At 73.1% G+C, this 14822-nt stretch carries 12 protein-coding genes; 8 read left to right on the top strand and 4 right to left on the bottom strand.

Annotation, left to right across the window (positions count from 1 at the left end):
- The first annotated feature begins 155 nt into the window (after positions 1-155).
- Positions 156-1472, top strand: coding sequence for a CoA transferase (locus ACZ51S_RS22320; protein ID WP_468961787.1), 1317 nt, complete (start codon positions 156-158; stop codon positions 1470-1472).
- 27 nt (positions 1473-1499) lie between these two features.
- Here ACZ51S_RS22320 and ACZ51S_RS22315 read toward each other — a convergent pair whose 3' ends face one another.
- The gene (locus ACZ51S_RS22315) at positions 1500-2003 is read right to left on the bottom strand and encodes a GNAT family N-acetyltransferase (protein ID WP_468476669.1); all 504 of its coding nucleotides are present in this window, start codon (positions 2001-2003) and stop codon (positions 1500-1502) included.
- A gap of 38 nt (positions 2004-2041) precedes the next feature.
- Here ACZ51S_RS22315 and ACZ51S_RS22310 point away from each other — a divergent pair, with 38 nt between their 5' ends.
- Positions 2042-2845, top strand: a complete 804-nt coding sequence (locus tag ACZ51S_RS22310; protein WP_468476668.1) for an exodeoxyribonuclease III — start codon at positions 2042-2044, stop codon at positions 2843-2845.
- On the opposite strand, the gene ACZ51S_RS22305 is transcribed toward ACZ51S_RS22310, so the two are convergent.
- Positions 2827-3585, bottom strand: coding sequence for a MerR family transcriptional regulator (locus tag ACZ51S_RS22305; RefSeq protein ID WP_468961786.1), 759 nt, complete (start codon positions 3583-3585; stop codon positions 2827-2829). The genes ACZ51S_RS22310 and ACZ51S_RS22305 overlap by 19 nt on opposite strands.
- Positions 3586-3787: 202 nt before the next feature.
- Here ACZ51S_RS22305 and ACZ51S_RS22300 point away from each other — a divergent pair, with 202 nt between their 5' ends.
- The 4 genes from ACZ51S_RS22300 (at position 3788) to ACZ51S_RS22285 (ending at position 7549) form a co-directional block, all read left to right on the top strand.
- Entirely contained in the window at positions 3788-5395 is a 1608-nt protein-coding gene (locus tag ACZ51S_RS22300; protein ID WP_468476666.1) for a flavin-containing monooxygenase, read from the top strand.
- Positions 5392-6390, top strand: a complete 999-nt coding sequence (locus tag ACZ51S_RS22295; RefSeq protein WP_468803601.1) for an alpha/beta fold hydrolase — start codon at positions 5392-5394, stop codon at positions 6388-6390. The genes ACZ51S_RS22300 and ACZ51S_RS22295 overlap by 4 nt, the downstream gene beginning before the upstream one ends.
- Complete coding sequence (locus ACZ51S_RS22290) at positions 6387-7271, top strand: SDR family oxidoreductase (RefSeq protein ID WP_468476664.1); 885 nt, start codon at positions 6387-6389, stop codon at positions 7269-7271. Before ACZ51S_RS22295 ends, ACZ51S_RS22290 begins: the two co-directional genes overlap by 4 nt.
- A gap of 77 nt (positions 7272-7348) precedes the next feature.
- Positions 7349-7549: a hypothetical protein gene (locus ACZ51S_RS22285; protein ID WP_468803603.1), complete on the top strand. Its 201-nt coding sequence runs from the start codon at positions 7349-7351 to the stop codon at positions 7547-7549.
- Between the two features lie 111 nt (positions 7550-7660).
- Here the strand turns inward: ACZ51S_RS22285 and ACZ51S_RS22280 are convergent, their stop codons facing one another.
- Positions 7661-10924: a S41 family peptidase gene (locus tag ACZ51S_RS22280; RefSeq protein WP_468476662.1), complete on the bottom strand. Its 3264-nt coding sequence runs from the start codon at positions 10922-10924 to the stop codon at positions 7661-7663.
- A gap of 214 nt (positions 10925-11138) precedes the next feature.
- Here ACZ51S_RS22280 and ACZ51S_RS22275 point away from each other — a divergent pair, with 214 nt between their 5' ends.
- Together ACZ51S_RS22275 and ACZ51S_RS22270 are read left to right on the top strand one after the other, a co-directional pair.
- Complete coding sequence (locus ACZ51S_RS22275) at positions 11139-11717, top strand: TetR/AcrR family transcriptional regulator (protein WP_468476723.1); 579 nt, start codon at positions 11139-11141, stop codon at positions 11715-11717.
- Between the two features lie 186 nt (positions 11718-11903).
- Positions 11904-14108 carry an MMPL family transporter gene (locus tag ACZ51S_RS22270; RefSeq protein WP_468961783.1) on the top strand — a complete coding sequence of 735 codons (2205 nt, stop codon included), beginning with the start codon at positions 11904-11906 and terminating at the stop codon, positions 14106-14108.
- A 203-nt stretch (positions 14109-14311) separates the two neighbouring features.
- Here the strand turns inward: ACZ51S_RS22270 and ACZ51S_RS22265 are convergent, their stop codons facing one another.
- Positions 14312-14794 carry an SsgA family sporulation/cell division regulator gene (locus tag ACZ51S_RS22265; protein WP_468803604.1) on the bottom strand — a complete coding sequence of 161 codons (483 nt, stop codon included), beginning with the start codon at positions 14792-14794 and terminating at the stop codon, positions 14312-14314.
- Positions 14795-14822 lie beyond the last annotated feature (28 nt).

The following is a 14822-nucleotide window of genomic DNA, read 5'->3' as shown; positions in this document are numbered from 1 at the left end:
GCCAGGCCGGTTACCGGGGCGGCCGCGCAGCCCCACTGCCCCGTGTCATTTCCGTGCTCCGCTCGCCGACCACGCCACCCTGCGTGCGCAGCCGCTTGAACGGCAACCCGTGACGCGGCGGCCCCTGCGGGAGGGAGCGTCGGGACAATGGGGGCATGGTGGATGTGGATGGGGCCGTCGCGCAGGCGTGGGAAGCGCTGGGCGGGGACGGGGAGTTGGCCGGGCGGGTGCGTTTCCGGGGGCCGGGCGGGCTGGAGGGGCCGCTGCCGGTGCGGGAGTTGGCGCGGGCCTGCGTGGGGGTGTGCGGGCTGGCGGCGGCCGAGCTGGCCGCCGTACGGGCCGGGGGCACGGTGCTCGACGCGGCTCCGGTCGTGGTGGACGAGGGGGCCGTGGCCACGGCGTTCGTCAGCGAGCGGCACCTGCGGGTGGAGGGCAGGGCGCCGGTGAGCTTCGCGCCGCTGTCGGGGTTCTGGCGGGCGGCCGACGGGTGGGTGCGGACCCACGCCAACTACCCGCACCACGAGGCCGCCCTGGTGCGGGCGCTCGGCGTGCCCAAGACCCCGGAGGCGGTGCGGGAGGCGCTCGCGGGGCGGAGCGCGGTGGAGGCGCAGGAAGCGGTCTACGCCGAGGGCGGGCTCGCCGTCGCGGTCGCGCGGGAGTACGGGGAGCCGCAGCCGCTGGTCGAGTGGGTACGGGGGCCCGGGCGCGGCCGGCTGCCGGCGCCGGCCGGGCCGCCCGCGTCCGGGGTGCGGGTGCTGGACCTGACCCGGGTCATCGCGGGGCCCGTCGCGACGCGGACGCTGGGGCTGCTGGGCGCCGACGTGCTGCGGATCGACTCCCCGGGGCTGCCCGAGGCGGACGACGCCTACGCGGACACCGGCTTCGGGAAGCGTTCCGCGCTGCTGGACTTCGCCGGCGCGGCGGACCGGGCCGTGCTGGAGAGCCTCCTCGACACGGCCGACGTGGTGGTCACGGGGTACCGGCCGGGGGCGCTGGAGCGGTTCGGGCTGGGAGCGCGCGAGCTGCTGGAGCGCCGGCCGGGGCTGGTGGTGGCCGAGCTGTGCGCGTGGGGGTGGCACGGGGCGTGGGCGGGCCGCCGCGGCTTCGACTCGCTGGTGCAGGCCGGGTACGGGATCGCCGCCCGGTGCGCGGGGGAGGACGGTGCCCCGGGGGTGCTGCCGGCGCAGGCCCTGGACCACGGCACCGGGTACCTGGTGGCCGCGGGTGTGCTGCGGGCGCTGGCGGAGGGCGGCGGCCGCGCGTTGCGGTTCTCGCTGGCGGGGACGGCGTCGTGGCTGGTGCGGGAGGTTCCCGCCGCGGGGGCGGGGGCGCCGGGCCACTCGGCGGAGCCGTGGCTGCGCGAGGCGGATTCCGCATACGGGAGGCTGCGGTACGCGGCGAGCCCGTTCGGGGACTGGGGGCGGGGGCCGTCCCGGTGGGGTGCGGACGAAGCCGCCTGGCTCCGCCGCTGACCCGTCGGCACGGCCCCGCGGGGCGGTTCAGGAGGCGGCGGCCGGCAGCGGCTTCGTCATGCAGCGGCTGGACTCGTAGAAGCGGTAGTAGCCGAACTTCTCGGACATGCTGTAGCCCGACGAGAGGTAGAGGGCGATGGCCTCCGGCTGCTGGTCGCCGGTCTCCAGGACCATGCGGCTGCGGCCCGCCGCCAGGGCGTCGGCCTCCAGCTCCGCCAGGATGCGGCGGGCCAGTCCCAGGCCGCGGGCCCGCGGGACCACGTACATGCGCTTGACCTCGGCGTCGCCGTCCGAGTAGCCCTCTTCGTTCTTGTCCTGGCTGCGCCAGGCGCCGCTCGCCACCGGGGCGCCGGAGGCGTCGTAGGCGATCAGGTAGAGGCCGTTGGGCGGGACGAACATCACCGGGTCGAGGAAGGTGGCGTCGCCCTCGCCGTCGTAGCGCTGCTGGTACTCCACCTGGACCTGGGCGTCGAGCTCCGCCGCGTCCGGGTGGTCGTACGGCACGGCGCGGATGTTTATACCGTGAGACATTCGAATATCGTACGGATCCATCCCGCTATGGTGCAGGGATGCTCACCGTGACCACCGTGAATGTGAATGGGATCCGCGCCGCCGCGAAGAAGGGCTTCGTGGAGTGGCTCGCCGGATCCGACGCCGACGTCGTGTGCCTGCAGGAGGTGCGGGCCGAGGAGGCGCAGATTCCCGCGGAGGCCAGGGAGCCCGAGGGCTGGCACACCGTGTTCGCGCCGGCCGCCGTCAAGGGGCGGGCCGGCGTCGCCCTGTACACGCGGCGGGCACCGGAACGGGTGCGGGTGGGCTTCGGGAGCGACGAGTTCGACGCGAGCGGGCGGTACGTGGAGGTCGACCTGCCCGGGGTCACCGTCGCCAGCCTGTACCTGCCGTCCGGGGAGGCCGGCACCGCGAAGCAGGACGAGAAGTACCGGTTCATGGAGGAGTTCGCCGGCTACCTCCGCGCTCTGAGGGCGCGGGCCGCCGCCGACGGGCGGGAGGTCGTGGTGTGCGGGGACTGGAACATCTGCCACCGCGAGGCCGACCTCAAGAACTGGAAGACCAACCGCAAGAACGCGGGCTTCCTGCCCGAGGAGCGGGAGTGGCTGGGGAAGGTGTACGCGGAGGCCGGGTACGTCGACGTCGTGCGCGAGCTGCACCCGGAGACGGAGGGTCCGTACTCGTGGTGGTCCTACCGGGGCCGGGCCTTCGACAACGACGCCGGCTGGCGCATCGACCTCCAGGTGGCGAGCCCGGGGCTGGCCGCGAAGGCCGTGAAGGCCTTCGTCGAGCGGGCCGAGACGCACCCCGAGCGCTGGTCGGACCATGCGCCGGTGACGGTGGTCTACGAGCTTGGGGTCTGAGGGGTCTGAGGGGCCTGGGGTGGCTCGGGCGTCTGGGGCGTCTGGGGTGGCTCGGGGGCCGGAGGGGGCTGCTGGTGCAGGCGGTCCATCGCCATCGTCAGCTCCGCCTCGACCACGCTCTTCGCCAGCGGGCGCAGCCGCGCCACGGCGTCCCGCCCGATGTGGGCGGAGATCAGCTCGGTGAACAGCTCCGCCATCGCGTCGGCGTGCTCGCGGACCCTGCGGCCCGTCTCCAGCACCGCCGACAGCGGTACGCCCTCGCGGACCAGGGCCGAGGAGACGTCCAGCAGGCGCCGGCTGACGTGCACGATCTCCTCGCCGTCGGTGGCGAGGTACCCCAGGTCGAGGGAGGCCGCCAGGTTCTCCGGGGTGACCTCGCCCTCGAAGTAGTCGGCCAGGGCCTCGGGCGAGAGCCTGACCGGGGTCTCCTCCGACCAGCCGATGCCGAGCAGCTCGCCGAGCTGGCCGACGTCGCGGCCCTTCTCGAAGGCGGCGGTCAGTTCGGCGATGCCGCCGAGGGTGTGGCCGCGTTCGAGCAGGGCGGCGATGGTGCGCAGCCGGGCCAGGTGCTGGTCGTCGTACCAGGCGATGCGGCCCTCGCGGCGCGGCGGCGGGAGCAGCTTGCGCTCGCGGTAGAAGCGCAGGGTGCGCACCGGAATGCCGGCCGCCTCGGCCAGTTCCTCCGTCCGGTACTCGCGCTCCACGGCGGGCTCCGCCTCTCTCGTCGCCGGTCTCTCCACACGCGCAGCCTAGGGCTTGTCCCGCGGATCGGTCCCGCGGATCATGGCGCGGCCGTTCCATTGGGGCGCCGCCGCGCCGTACTCGCGGTAACTTTCCGGGCGCGACCCCTACCCATGGGTACGGGGCTGCTCTACTCTCCCGATTGTGCCAGTGATTGCTGGCAACGTTGCGGTTCGGATTGCGGTGCGGAAGGCGGCGGGCATGGGCGGCAAGGGCAGGACGGCCGGCGGGAGCGGGCGTGAGCACGTACGCGTGGCGGTGATCGGGTCCGGCTTCGGCGGGCTCGGCGCGGCCGTGCGGCTGCGGCGCGAGGGGATCACCGACTTCGTCGTACTGGAACGGGCCGACTCCGTCGGCGGCACCTGGCGCGACAACAGCTACCCCGGGTGCGCCTGCGACGTGCCCTCCCACCTGTACTCCTTCTCCTTCGCGCCCAACCCGGACTGGCCGCGGACCTTCTCCGGGCAGCCCGCCATCCGCGCCTACCTGGAGCACGTCGCCGACACCTTCGGGCTGCGCCGGCACATCCGGCTCGGTCACGAGGTCCTGATGATGCGCTGGGACGCGCAGGAGCTGCGCTGGGAGATCGAGACCTCCGCGGGCGGGCTGACCGCCGACGTCGTGGTGTCGGCGACCGGACCGCTGTCCGACCCGAAGATGCCCGAGGTCCCCGGGCTTGCCGAATTCCCCGGCAAGGTCTTCCACTCCGCGCGCTGGGACCACGACTACGACCTGAGCGGCAAGCGCGTCGCGGTGATCGGTACGGGCGCCTCCGCGATCCAGATCGTGCCGGCCATCGCCCCCCGGACGGCCCGCCTGACGCTCTTCCAGCGCACCCCGCCGTGGGTGCTGCCGCGCACCGACCGCGCCATCAGCACCGCCGAGCGCTGGCTGCACCGGCAGCTGCCCTTCACCCAGGCGGCCCGCCGCGGGCTGCTGTGGGGCATCCGCGAGATCCAGGTCAGCGCCTTCACGAAGCGGCCGAACCAGCTCGGTCTGATCGAATCCCTCGCCAAGGCCAACATGGCGCGCTCCATCAAGGACCCGGCACTGCGGGCCAGGCTCACGCCCTCCTACCGGATCGGGTGCAAGCGGATCCTGCTCTCCAGCGAGTACTACCCGGCGCTGGCGCGGCCCGACGTGGACGTGGTCGCCTCCGGGCTCAAGGAGATCCGGGGCTCGGTGCTCGTCGCCGCCGACGGGACCGAGACCGAGGTGGACGCGATCGTCTTCGGCACCGGCTTCCACGTCACGGACATGCCGATCGCCGACCGGGTGGTGGGGGCCGACGGGCAGACCCTCGCGGACTCCTGGAAGGACGGGATGCAGGCGCTGCGCGGGGCGACCGCGGCCGGCTTCCCCAACTGGATGACGATCATCGGACCGAACACCGGCCTCGGCAACAGCTCGATGATCCTGATGATCGAGTCCCAGCTGAACTACATGGCGGACTACCTGCGCCAGCTCTCCCTCCTCGAAGGGAGCGGCCCGGGCGGGCGCACCGCCCTCGCGGCCCGCCCGTCCGCCGTCAACCAGTGGAACCGGCGCGTCCAGGCGCGGATGGAGCGCACGGTGTGGAACACCGGCGGCTGCACCAGCTGGTACCTGGACTCCCAGGGCCGCAACACCACCGTCTGGCCGGGGACGACGGGAGAGTTCCGGCGCGAGACGCGCACGGTCGACCTGTCGGAGTACGAGGTCGTACGCGTGCGCGAGCGCGGCCGCGCCGCGGCCTCCGCGGCCCCCGCCTCCGTCTCCCCGGCCCCCGTATCCCCGGCGGCCGCCCCCGCCGCGGAGGGAGCCGCGTGAGCCGGCCCGGGCACGTCACCACCGGCCGGTACGCGCCCCCGGCCGCCGCCCGCGAACTGGTCGCCGTATCCGCCGACGGGGCACGGCTGCACGTGGAGGTGCACGGGGAGGAAGGGGCCCCGGCGGTCGTGCTCTCCCACGGCTGGACCTGCTCCACCGCCTTCTGGGCGGCGCAGATCCGCGACCTGGCCCGCGACCACCGGGTCATCGCCTACGACCAGCGGGGCCACGGCCGCAGCCCGGCGGCCACCGACCACAGCACCACCGCCCTCGCCGACGACCTGGCCGCCGTGCTGAAGGCCGCCCTCACCCCCGGGGAACGGGCCGTGGTCGCCGGGCACTCCATGGGCGGCATGACCGTCATGGCAGCCGCCGGCCGCCCCGAGTTCACCGAGCACGCCGCGGCCGCCCTGCTGTGCAGCACCGGCAGCTCGCGGCTGGTCGCGGAGGCGACCGTACTGCCGCTGCGCGCCGGGCGTGCGAGGACCCGCGCCACCCGCGCGGTGCTCGCCTCGCGCGCCCCGCTCGGCCCCGTCACGCCGGTCGCCCGCGCCGTGCTCAAGTACGCGACCATGGGCGCCGGGTCCGCGCCCGACCGGGTGGAGGCCTGCGCCCGCATCGTCCACGCCTGCCCGGCGGGGGTGCGCCACGCCTGGTCCGAGGTGCTGGCGGGACTGGACCTGGACGCCGCACTGGCCCGGCTCACCGTGCCGACCGCCGTCATCGGGGGCAGGGACGACCGGCTCACCCCGGTGGCGCAGGCCCGGCGGCTCGCGGCGGCGCTGCCGCACTGCGTGGGCCTCACCGAACTCACCGGCACGGGGCACATGACCCCCGTCGAGGCGCCCGAGGCCGTCACCGGCGCCCTGCGGGAGCTGACGGACCGGTACCTCGGCCCGGCCGCTCCCGGTCACCTGGCCGCGGCTCCCGGTCACTCCCGCACCGGCCCCGGTCCGTTCGCCGCATCCGACGCAGAGAAGGAGAAGACCGCGTGAGCGCTCGCAGGAGTCTGGAAGGCCAGGTCGCCGTCGTCACGGGTGCCGCCCGCGGGGTCGGCGAGCTGCTCGCCCGCAAGCTGTCCGCGCGCGGAGCCAAGGTCGCCCTGGTGGGGCTGGAGCCGGAGGCGCTCAAGCAGGTCTCCGAACGGCTGCACACCGACAGCGACCACTGGCACGCCGACGTCACCGACCACGAGGCCATGGCCCGTGTCGCGCGGGAGGTCAAGGAACGCTTCGGGAAAGTCGACATCGTCGTCGCCAACGCCGGAGTCGCCGCCGGCGGGCCGTTCGGGGACTCCGACCCCGTGGCCTGGCGCCGCGTCATCGAGGTCAATTTGATCGGCGGTGCCGTCACCGCCCGCGCCTTCCTGCCCGTACTCATGGAGAGCCGCGGCTACTTCCTGCAGATCGCCTCGCTGGCCGCGATCACCCCGGCGCCGATGATGACGGCGTACTGCGCCTCCAAATCCGGCGTCGAGGCCTTCGCGCACAGCCTGCGCGCCGAAGTCGGCTACAAGGGCGTCAAGGTGGGCGTCGGCTACCTCTCCTGGACCGACACCGACATGGTGCGCGGCGCCGACCAGGACGAGGTCATGCGCGAACTGCGCCGGCGGCTGCCCTGGCCCTCGAACCGCACCTATCCGCTGGGCCCGGCGGTCGACCGGCTCGTGGCCGGCGTCGAACGCCGCTCGGCGCACGTGTACGCGCAGTGGTGGCTGCGCGGGATGCAGGGCGTCCGCGGCTACCTGCCGGCGGTCATCGCGGCGGCCGGCGCGCGGGAGATGAAGCGCGTCGAACCGAGGCTCGGCGAGGTCGCCACGGGGCTCGTCGGGGCGGGCGGGGCGGCCGACGAACAGGAGCGCTCCCGGCACAGCTGATCGAAATGCGTGCTTTGTCCCCTCGTGTCAGTCTGGTCGAGGCCCAACCACCGACACCCCGTACGGAGTGAAAAAGCATGGGTATCAAGGACCAGTTCCAGGACAAGGCGAACGAGATCAGGGACCGGGCAGAGAAGGCCGGGCAGGGCGTGAAGGACGAGATGGCCGAGCGCACCGCCAAGGCGAGGCAGAAGAAGGACATGGGTTCGAGCTCGCGGTCGAAGCCGCAGTCGCAGTCGCACGACGACATCAAGGACGAGCTCGACGACCGGACCTGAACCGCCGGAACTGAACCGCTGAACCACTGAAGCGCTGCAACACCCCGCACGTCGCCGAGGGGCGTGATCCGGAGTCCGGATCACGCCCCTTCCGCGCGCCGCCGCCCGCGCCTACCCCCGCGGCGGCAGCTTCGGACGCCGCCGGTCCGGTACGTCGGTGTAGCCGGGCGGCACGGCGGCCGGGTCCTGCTCCAGCAGCTCCAGCGCCAGGTGCACGGCGTCGTCCAGCTGTGCGTGCCGCCCCTCCGCCCAGTCGAGCGGGGTGCGCAGGATCGCCAGGTCGGGCTCCACGCCGTGGTTCTCCACCGACCAGCCGTACTCCGGGAACCAGGCGGCGTTCATCGGGACCGTGATGACCGTCCCGTCGCCCAGGGTGTGCCGGCCGGTCATCCCGACGACCCCGCCCCAGGTGCGCTGGCCTACCACCGGGCCGAGGCCCAGCAGCTTGAACGCGGCGGTGATCATGTCCCCGTCGGAGGAGGTCGCCTCGTCGGCCAGGGCCACGATCGGCCCGCGCGGCGCGTTGGACGCGTACGAGACGGGCTGGGCGTTGCGCGTCAGGTCCCAGCCGAGGATCGAACGGGTGAGCTTCTCCACCACCAGTTCGCTGATGTGCCCGCCCGCGTTGCCGCGTACGTCCACGATCAGGGCGGGCCGGGACATCTCCATGCGCAGGTCGCGGTTGAACTGCGCCCAGCCCGAACCGCCCATGTCGGGGATGTGCAGGTAGCCGCAGCGCCCGCCGCTGACCTCGCGGACCACCGCGCGGCGTTTGGACACCCAGTCCTGGTAGCGCAGCGGCCGTTCGTCGATGAGCGGTACGACCGCCACCCGCCGGGCCCGGCCCTCGCCCTCGGCGGGCTGGAAGGTGAGCTCGACGGTCGTGCCGCCGGCCGCCGACAGCAGCGGGTAGGGGCCGGCGACCGGGTCCACGGGGCGGCCGTCGACGTGGGTGAGGACCGCGCCCTCGCGGATGCCGGTGCCCGCGAGCGGGGAGCGGGCCTTGGAGTCGGAGGACTCGCCGGGCAGGATCCGCTTGACCACCCAGCCCTCCTGCCGGTGCACGAAGTTGGCGCCGAGCAGCCCGATGGCCCGCTGGTAGTGGGGCGGCCCCTCGTTGCGGCGGGCGGGGGAGACGTAGGCGTGCGAGGTGCCGAGTTCGCCGAGCACCTCGCGCAACAGGTCGGCGAACTCGTCGGGGGAGGCGACCCGTTCGACGAGGGGGCGGTACTGGCGCAGTACGCCGTCCCAGTCGATCCCGCACATCTTCGGTTCCCAGAAGTAGGCCCGGATGATGCGGCCGGCCTCCTCGAAGGCCTGGCGCCATTCGGCCGCCGGGTCGACCTCGTGCAGGATGCGCCGCAGGTCGAGGTAGACGGTGGAGTCGCCGTCGCCCGGCTCGGTCGCCGGGACGGCGCGCAGGTCGCCGTCGTCGTTGACGACGAGACGGGTGCCGTCGCCGCTGGCCGCGAACCAGTCCAGGCCGGACGCCAGTTCGCTCTTGCGGGCCTTGGTCATGTCGAAGTGCTCCAGCGTGGGCTTGCCGCTGGTGTCGGCCGGGTTGGCGAAGGTCTCGCCGAGCGCGCCCGAGATGGGCCAGCGCAGCCAGACCAGTCCGCCGCCGTGCACCGGGTGGAGGGCCGAGTACTTCGACGCGGAGACGGGGAAGGGCGTGACCCGGTTCTCGAGGCCCTCGACCTCCACCGTGACCGTGCCGTCGCCCTCCCCGGACTCGCCCTCGACCGGATCGAGCCCGCCGGCCGCGGGCCGCCCGTCGGGGGAGAAGGCGAAGGGGGACGGGGTGGCGGAGGAGAGCGGCACCAGGTAGGGGCGGCAGCCCAGCGGGAAGGACAGGTCGCCGGTGTGCACGTCGTACACCGGGTCGAAGCCGCGCCAGGACAGGAAGGCGAGGTAGCGCCCGTCCCGGGTGAAGACCGGGTTCTCGTCCTCGAAGCGGCCGTTGGTGACGTCGACGACGACGCGCGCGCCGGGGCCGGAGATCTTCGCCATCTTGATCTGCCGCAGGGAGCGTCCGATGCCCGGGTGGGACCAGGTCAGCCAGCAGCCGTCGGGGGAGAAGGCGAGGTCGGTGACGGGGCCGTTGATGGACCGGATGAGTTCGGTGACCTCCCCGTTGGACTCCTCCGTGGCGTCGAGCAGCAGCAGCCGCCCGTCGTGGGAGGCGATGGCGAGCCGCTCCCCGTCGGGATCGGAGACCAGCTCCGTGACGCGGCCCAGCTCGCCGGAGGCCAGCCGGCGCGGCTCGCGGTCGCCGGAGGCGCGCGGGAGGTAGGCGATCTCGATCGCGTCCTCGCCCTCGGCGTCGGTGACGTAGGCGACCTGCCCGCTGCTGCCGAGCATCTCGGGCAGCCGTACCCGCACGCCCGGGGTGTCGGCGATGGTGCGGGCCGGCCCGTCGCGGTGGGTGAGCCAGTACAGGCTGCCGCGTACGACGACGGCGCTGGCCCGTCCGGTGGTGTCCACGGACAGCGAGTCGACGTTGCTGGCGGCCGGGACCTGGTACGTACGCCGCCCCGCGCGCGGGCCGCCGAGCCGGACCGGGAGCTTCCGCGGGAAGGCCCCCTCGGCGAGGGAGTCGACGAGCCAGATGTCGCCCGCGCACTGGTAGACCACGCGGGAGCCGTCGCTGGAGGCGTGCCGGGCGTAGAACTCGTCGTGGTCGGTGTGGCGGCGCAGGCCGGTGCCGTCGGGCAGGCAGGAGTAGAGGTTGCCGATGCCCTCGTGGTCGGAGAGGAAGGCGATCCTGCCGTCCACGAACATCGGTGCTTCGATGTGGCCCTCGATGTCCTCCAGGAGCCGCTGCCCGTGCAGCCACAGCCGGCCGGTGGCGCCGCCCCGGTAGCGCTTCCAGGCGGCGGGCTCGTGCGGGGGCTTGCCGGTCAGCAGCAGGCTGCGGTGCTCGCCGTCGACGTCGAGCACCTGGATGTCGGAGACCGGGCCCCAGGGGAGACGGCCGCCCGGGCCGCCGTCGGTCGGCAGTTTGTAGGCCCAGGAGTAGTAGGAGAAGGGCTGCCCGTGCGAGGAGACGGCCAGGACGTTGCCGTCCGGGTCCCAGCCGCAGACCCGGGTGTCGGTGGAGCCCCAGTGGGTGAGCCGGCGGGCCGGACCGCCGTCGACGGGGGCGAGGTGGATCTCGGGGTCGAGGCTGCGCCAGGTGGTGAAGGCGATGTGCCGACCGTCCGGGGAGAAGCGCGGGTGCCCGACCCGGGTGCGGTCCACGGTGAGGCGCCAGGCCCGGCCGGGGGTCTGGCCCTCGGGGACCAGCGGGGCGACCCAGAGGTCGTCTTCGGTGGCGAAACACAGCAGGTCGTCGTGGAGGTGCGGGAAGCGGAGGTACGCGACGTCGTGACTCACCCCCCCATGCTTTCCGCGCCAGGGGGGCCCGGCAACTCGTACAGGTGACGCGGTCGCCACCCGTGCGGGTGAGGCGCGGGGTGACCCACACCACGCCCCCAACGAAACGGAACGGTTTCGTTTCGTTAGCCCGTGGAGGTAGTCTCTGAGGAGTACGGAACCGTTTCGTTCGGAGGTGGACGCGATGAAGGCAAGCTGCCGGGTGGGCGACGTGATGTCGGCCCGGCGTAGCCGGATCACCCCCGAACGGGAAGCCGAACTCCACGGGGCGGTCCTCGACCTCCTGCGCGAGGTCGGCTACGAGGCGCTGACCATGGACGCGGTCGCCGCCCGTACGAAGTCCAGCAAGGCCACCCTCTACCGCCAGTGGGGGAGCAAGCCGGAGCTGGTCGCCAAGGCCCTGCGGTGCACCCAGCCGGTCTCCCTCCGGGAGATCGACACGGGCAGCCTGCGCGGGGACTTCGCGAAGATGGTCGAGTGCTCCGACGACGCGCAGATGGCCAAGGACACCGCGCTGATGCGGGGTCTGGCCCATGCCGTCCACGAGAGTCCGGAGCTGCACCGGGCACTGCGCGACCTGCTGGTCGACCCGGAGATCAACGGTCTCCAGGTGATGCTCCAGCGCGCCGTGGAGCGGGGCGAGATCCGACCGGACTGTCCGGCGCTGGACTTCGTACCGCACATGCTCATCGGGGCGTTCATCGCGCTCCCGCTGATCGAGGACCGGTCCGTCGACCGGGCCTTCCTCGGCCAGTTCATCGACGCCGTGGTCTTCCCCGCCCTCGGCGTCTGACGTCCCGCCCGGGTACTTCGCCCGGGGCCGGCTCCCCGGCCCCGCGGTTCCGTGAAGTACAGCTCCACAGAAGTACAGAACGTCCTTCCTGCTGCTCCTGACACGCCGCTCTCGTCGTCGGGCCGGCTTTCCACGCCCAGATCCGTCCCGGATCCATCCCACGACCTGAATCGGGAGAACCACGACGTGGCAACCTTCCTCTACCGGCTCGGGCGCGGTGCCTTCAGGCGCCGCGGCCTGGTCGCCCTCGTATGGGTGGCGCTGCTCTTCGCCGCGGGCTTCGGCGCCGCGACGGCCCCCGCGCCCACCTCCGGCTCGTTCTCCATACCCGGCACGGAGGCCCAGAAGGCCTTCGACCTGCTGGACGAGAAGTTCCCGGGCATGTCCGCCGACGGCGCGACCGCCCGCATCGTCGTCAAGGCCCCGGCGGGCGCCAAGGTCACCGACCCGGCTCCCAAGGCCGAGGTCGAGAAGCTGATCTCCGGCCTGAAGAGCGGCGCCGGCGCCGCCCAGATCGCCTCCGTCGACGACCCGTACCAGACGAAGGCGGTGAGCCAGGACGGCTCCACCACCTACGTCAGCGTGAAGTACAAGGTCAGCGGCATGGAGCTGAAGGACGACACCCGAGAGGCCCTGAAGGACTCGGGCCATGCCGCCCAGAAGGCCGGCCTCCAGGTGGAGATCGGTGGCGACGCGCTGATGGAGGCCCCCGAAACGGGCTCCGGCGAGGCCATCGGCATCATGGTCGCCGGGATCGTCCTCGTCATCACCTTCGGCTCGCTGATCGCGGCCGGCCTGCCGCTGCTGACGGCGCTGATCGGCGTCGGCATCGGCGTCTCCTCGATCACCGCGCTCGCCAGCGTCCTCGACCTCGGCTCCACCACCTCCACCCTGGCGATGATGATCGGCCTCGCGGTCGGCATCGACTACGCGCTCTTCATCGTCTCCCGCTACCGCGTGGAACTCGCCGAGGGCCGTGAGCGCGACGAGGCCGCCGGCCGCGCCGCCGGAACCGCCGGCTCCGCCGTGGTGTTCGCCGGTCTGACCGTGGTCATCGCCCTGGTGGGCCTGGCCGTCGTCAACATCCCGATGCTGACGAAGATGGGTGTCGCCGCCGCCGGGACGGTGGTCATCGCGGTGCTCGTCGCCCTGACGCTGGTCCCGGCGATCCTGGGCTTCGCGGGCAGGAAGGTGCTCCCGGCCGGCCAGAAGAGCAAGCTGTTCGGCAAGGGCCGTCCGGCCGGCGCCGAGCCCAAGGCCAACGGCGGCACCCGCTGGGCCCGCTTCGTGCTGCGCCGCCCGGTCGTGGTGCTGCTGGCCGGTGTGATCGGCCTCGGCGTCATCGCGGTCCCGGCGAGCAAGCTGGAGATGGGCCTGCCGGACGACGGCTCCAAGCCGGTCTCCACCAGCCAGCGCAAGGCGTACGACATGCTGTCCGAGGGCTTCGGCCCCGGTTTCAACGGCCCGCTGATGGTGGTCGTCGACGGCGACAAGGCGCTGGCCGACCGCACCGCCGAACGGATCAAGGGCCTGGACGGGGTGGCGGCCGTGATGCCCCCGCTCCAGAACCAGGCCAAGGACGCCGCGATCGTCAGCGTGATCCCGAAGGACCGGCCCTCCTCCACCGAGACCGAGGACCTGGTCCACTCGATCCGCGAGGGCAACGGCAAGGACGTGCTCGTCAGCGGTCAGACCGCGATGAACATCGACTTCTCGCAGAAGATGAACGACGCGCTGCTGCCCTACCTGGCGCTCGTCGTCGGCCTCGCCTTCCTGCTGCTGATGCTGGTCTTCCGCTCGATCCTGGTGCCGCTCAAGGCGGCCCTCGGCTTCCTGCTGTCGGTCGTCGCCGCCCTCGGCGCGGTCGTCGCGGTCTTCCAGTGGGGCTGGCTGGGCTCGCTCTTCGGTGTGGAGCAGACCGGTCCGATCATGTCGATGATGCCGATCTTCATGGTGGGCGTGGTCTTCGGTCTCGCCATGGACTACGAGGTCTTCCTGGTCACCCGCATGCGTGAGGCGTACGTCCACGGCGAGCGTCCGGGCCAGGCCGTGGTGACCGGCTTCCAGTACAGCGCCCGGGTGGTGGTGGCCGCCGCCATCATCATGATCGCCGTCTTCTCCGGCTTCCTCGGCGCCAACGACTCGATGGTGAAGATGATCGGCTTCGGCCTGGCCGTGGCCGTCCTCTTCGACGCCTTCGTGGTCCGCATGGCCATCGTTCCGGCGGTGCTGGCGCTGCTGGGCCACAGGGCCTGGTGGCTGCCGAAGTGGCTCGACCGGATCCTGCCCGACGTGGACGTGGAGGGCGAGAGCCTGCGCAAGCACCTCGGCGAGTCGGGAGCCGGCTCGCCGGGCGACCCCGACAAGCGGCGCGAGCTCGTCGACGCCTGAGCGGAAGCCCGGGCCGGCGGCTGAGCCCGGCCCGGGCCGACCGCCGGGGTCACCTGGCCGGCTCGTCCGGCCGGGTCCGGCCGCGTCAGCCGGCCGGGTCCGGCTACGTCAACCGGACGGGTCAACTTCGGGCCCGGAAACCCACACCCGCAGAACACCGGCCCCGCATCTGGAACACCAGGTGCGGGGCCGGTGGCGTTCCGCTACGCCGTCCGGGTGGTGGCGTACGTGCGGCGCAGGAAGCGGCGCAGCGCGGCGCTGTCGAACTGGAGGACGGCGACCCCCTCCGGTGAATGGAACTCGACCACCACCTGTACGCGCCCGCACGGCCACACGCGTACGTCCCCGGTCCCGGACGGGGCGAGCAGGCCGGCCTCCAGGAGGGCGAGGGGGAAGACCCACTCGTTGTCGGTGTCCTCGGGGGACAGCTCGGCCGGGAAGACCACGCGCACGGCCAGCGGCTCCGCGGCGGTGAAGCGCAGGGCCACGGGAATGGCCCGGTAGAGGGGGTCGTCGGTGATCACGCGGGCCCGCACCCGCTCCTCGACGGCGGTGCGGGTCCCGGCCGCGGTGGCCGTCGCGGTGGCCGTCGCCCTCGCCGTGGCGGTCACGGTCGCGGTCGCGGCGGAGGCGGTGCCCGCGGTCGGGCCGGAGGGTGCTGGTGGATTCTCGGCGGCGGCTGACATCGACAAGACTCCTCTAAATCGGAACATT

It is taken from the genome of Streptomyces sp. NPDC034043, assembly GCF_055575675.1.
This window is presented reverse-complemented; position numbering and strand designations above follow the sequence as displayed.

Coding starts and splice junctions, on each gene's coding strand:
- ACZ51S_RS22265 (WP_468803604.1), bottom strand. CDS start 14,794: ATGTCAGCCGCCGCCGAGAATCCACCAGCACCCTCCGGCCCGACCGCG.
- ACZ51S_RS22300 (WP_468476666.1), top strand. CDS start 3,788: ATGGGCGGCAAGGGCAGGACGGCCGGCGGGAGCGGGCGTGAGCACGTA.
- ACZ51S_RS22285 (WP_468803603.1), top strand. CDS start 7,349: ATGGGTATCAAGGACCAGTTCCAGGACAAGGCGAACGAGATCAGGGAC.
- ACZ51S_RS22310 (WP_468476668.1), top strand. CDS start 2,042: ATGCTCACCGTGACCACCGTGAATGTGAATGGGATCCGCGCCGCCGCG.
- ACZ51S_RS22275 (WP_468476723.1), top strand. CDS start 11,139: ATGTCGGCCCGGCGTAGCCGGATCACCCCCGAACGGGAAGCCGAACTC.
- ACZ51S_RS22320 (WP_468961787.1), top strand. CDS start 156: ATGGTGGATGTGGATGGGGCCGTCGCGCAGGCGTGGGAAGCGCTGGGC.
- ACZ51S_RS22315 (WP_468476669.1), bottom strand. CDS start 2,003: ATGTCTCACGGTATAAACATCCGCGCCGTGCCGTACGACCACCCGGAC.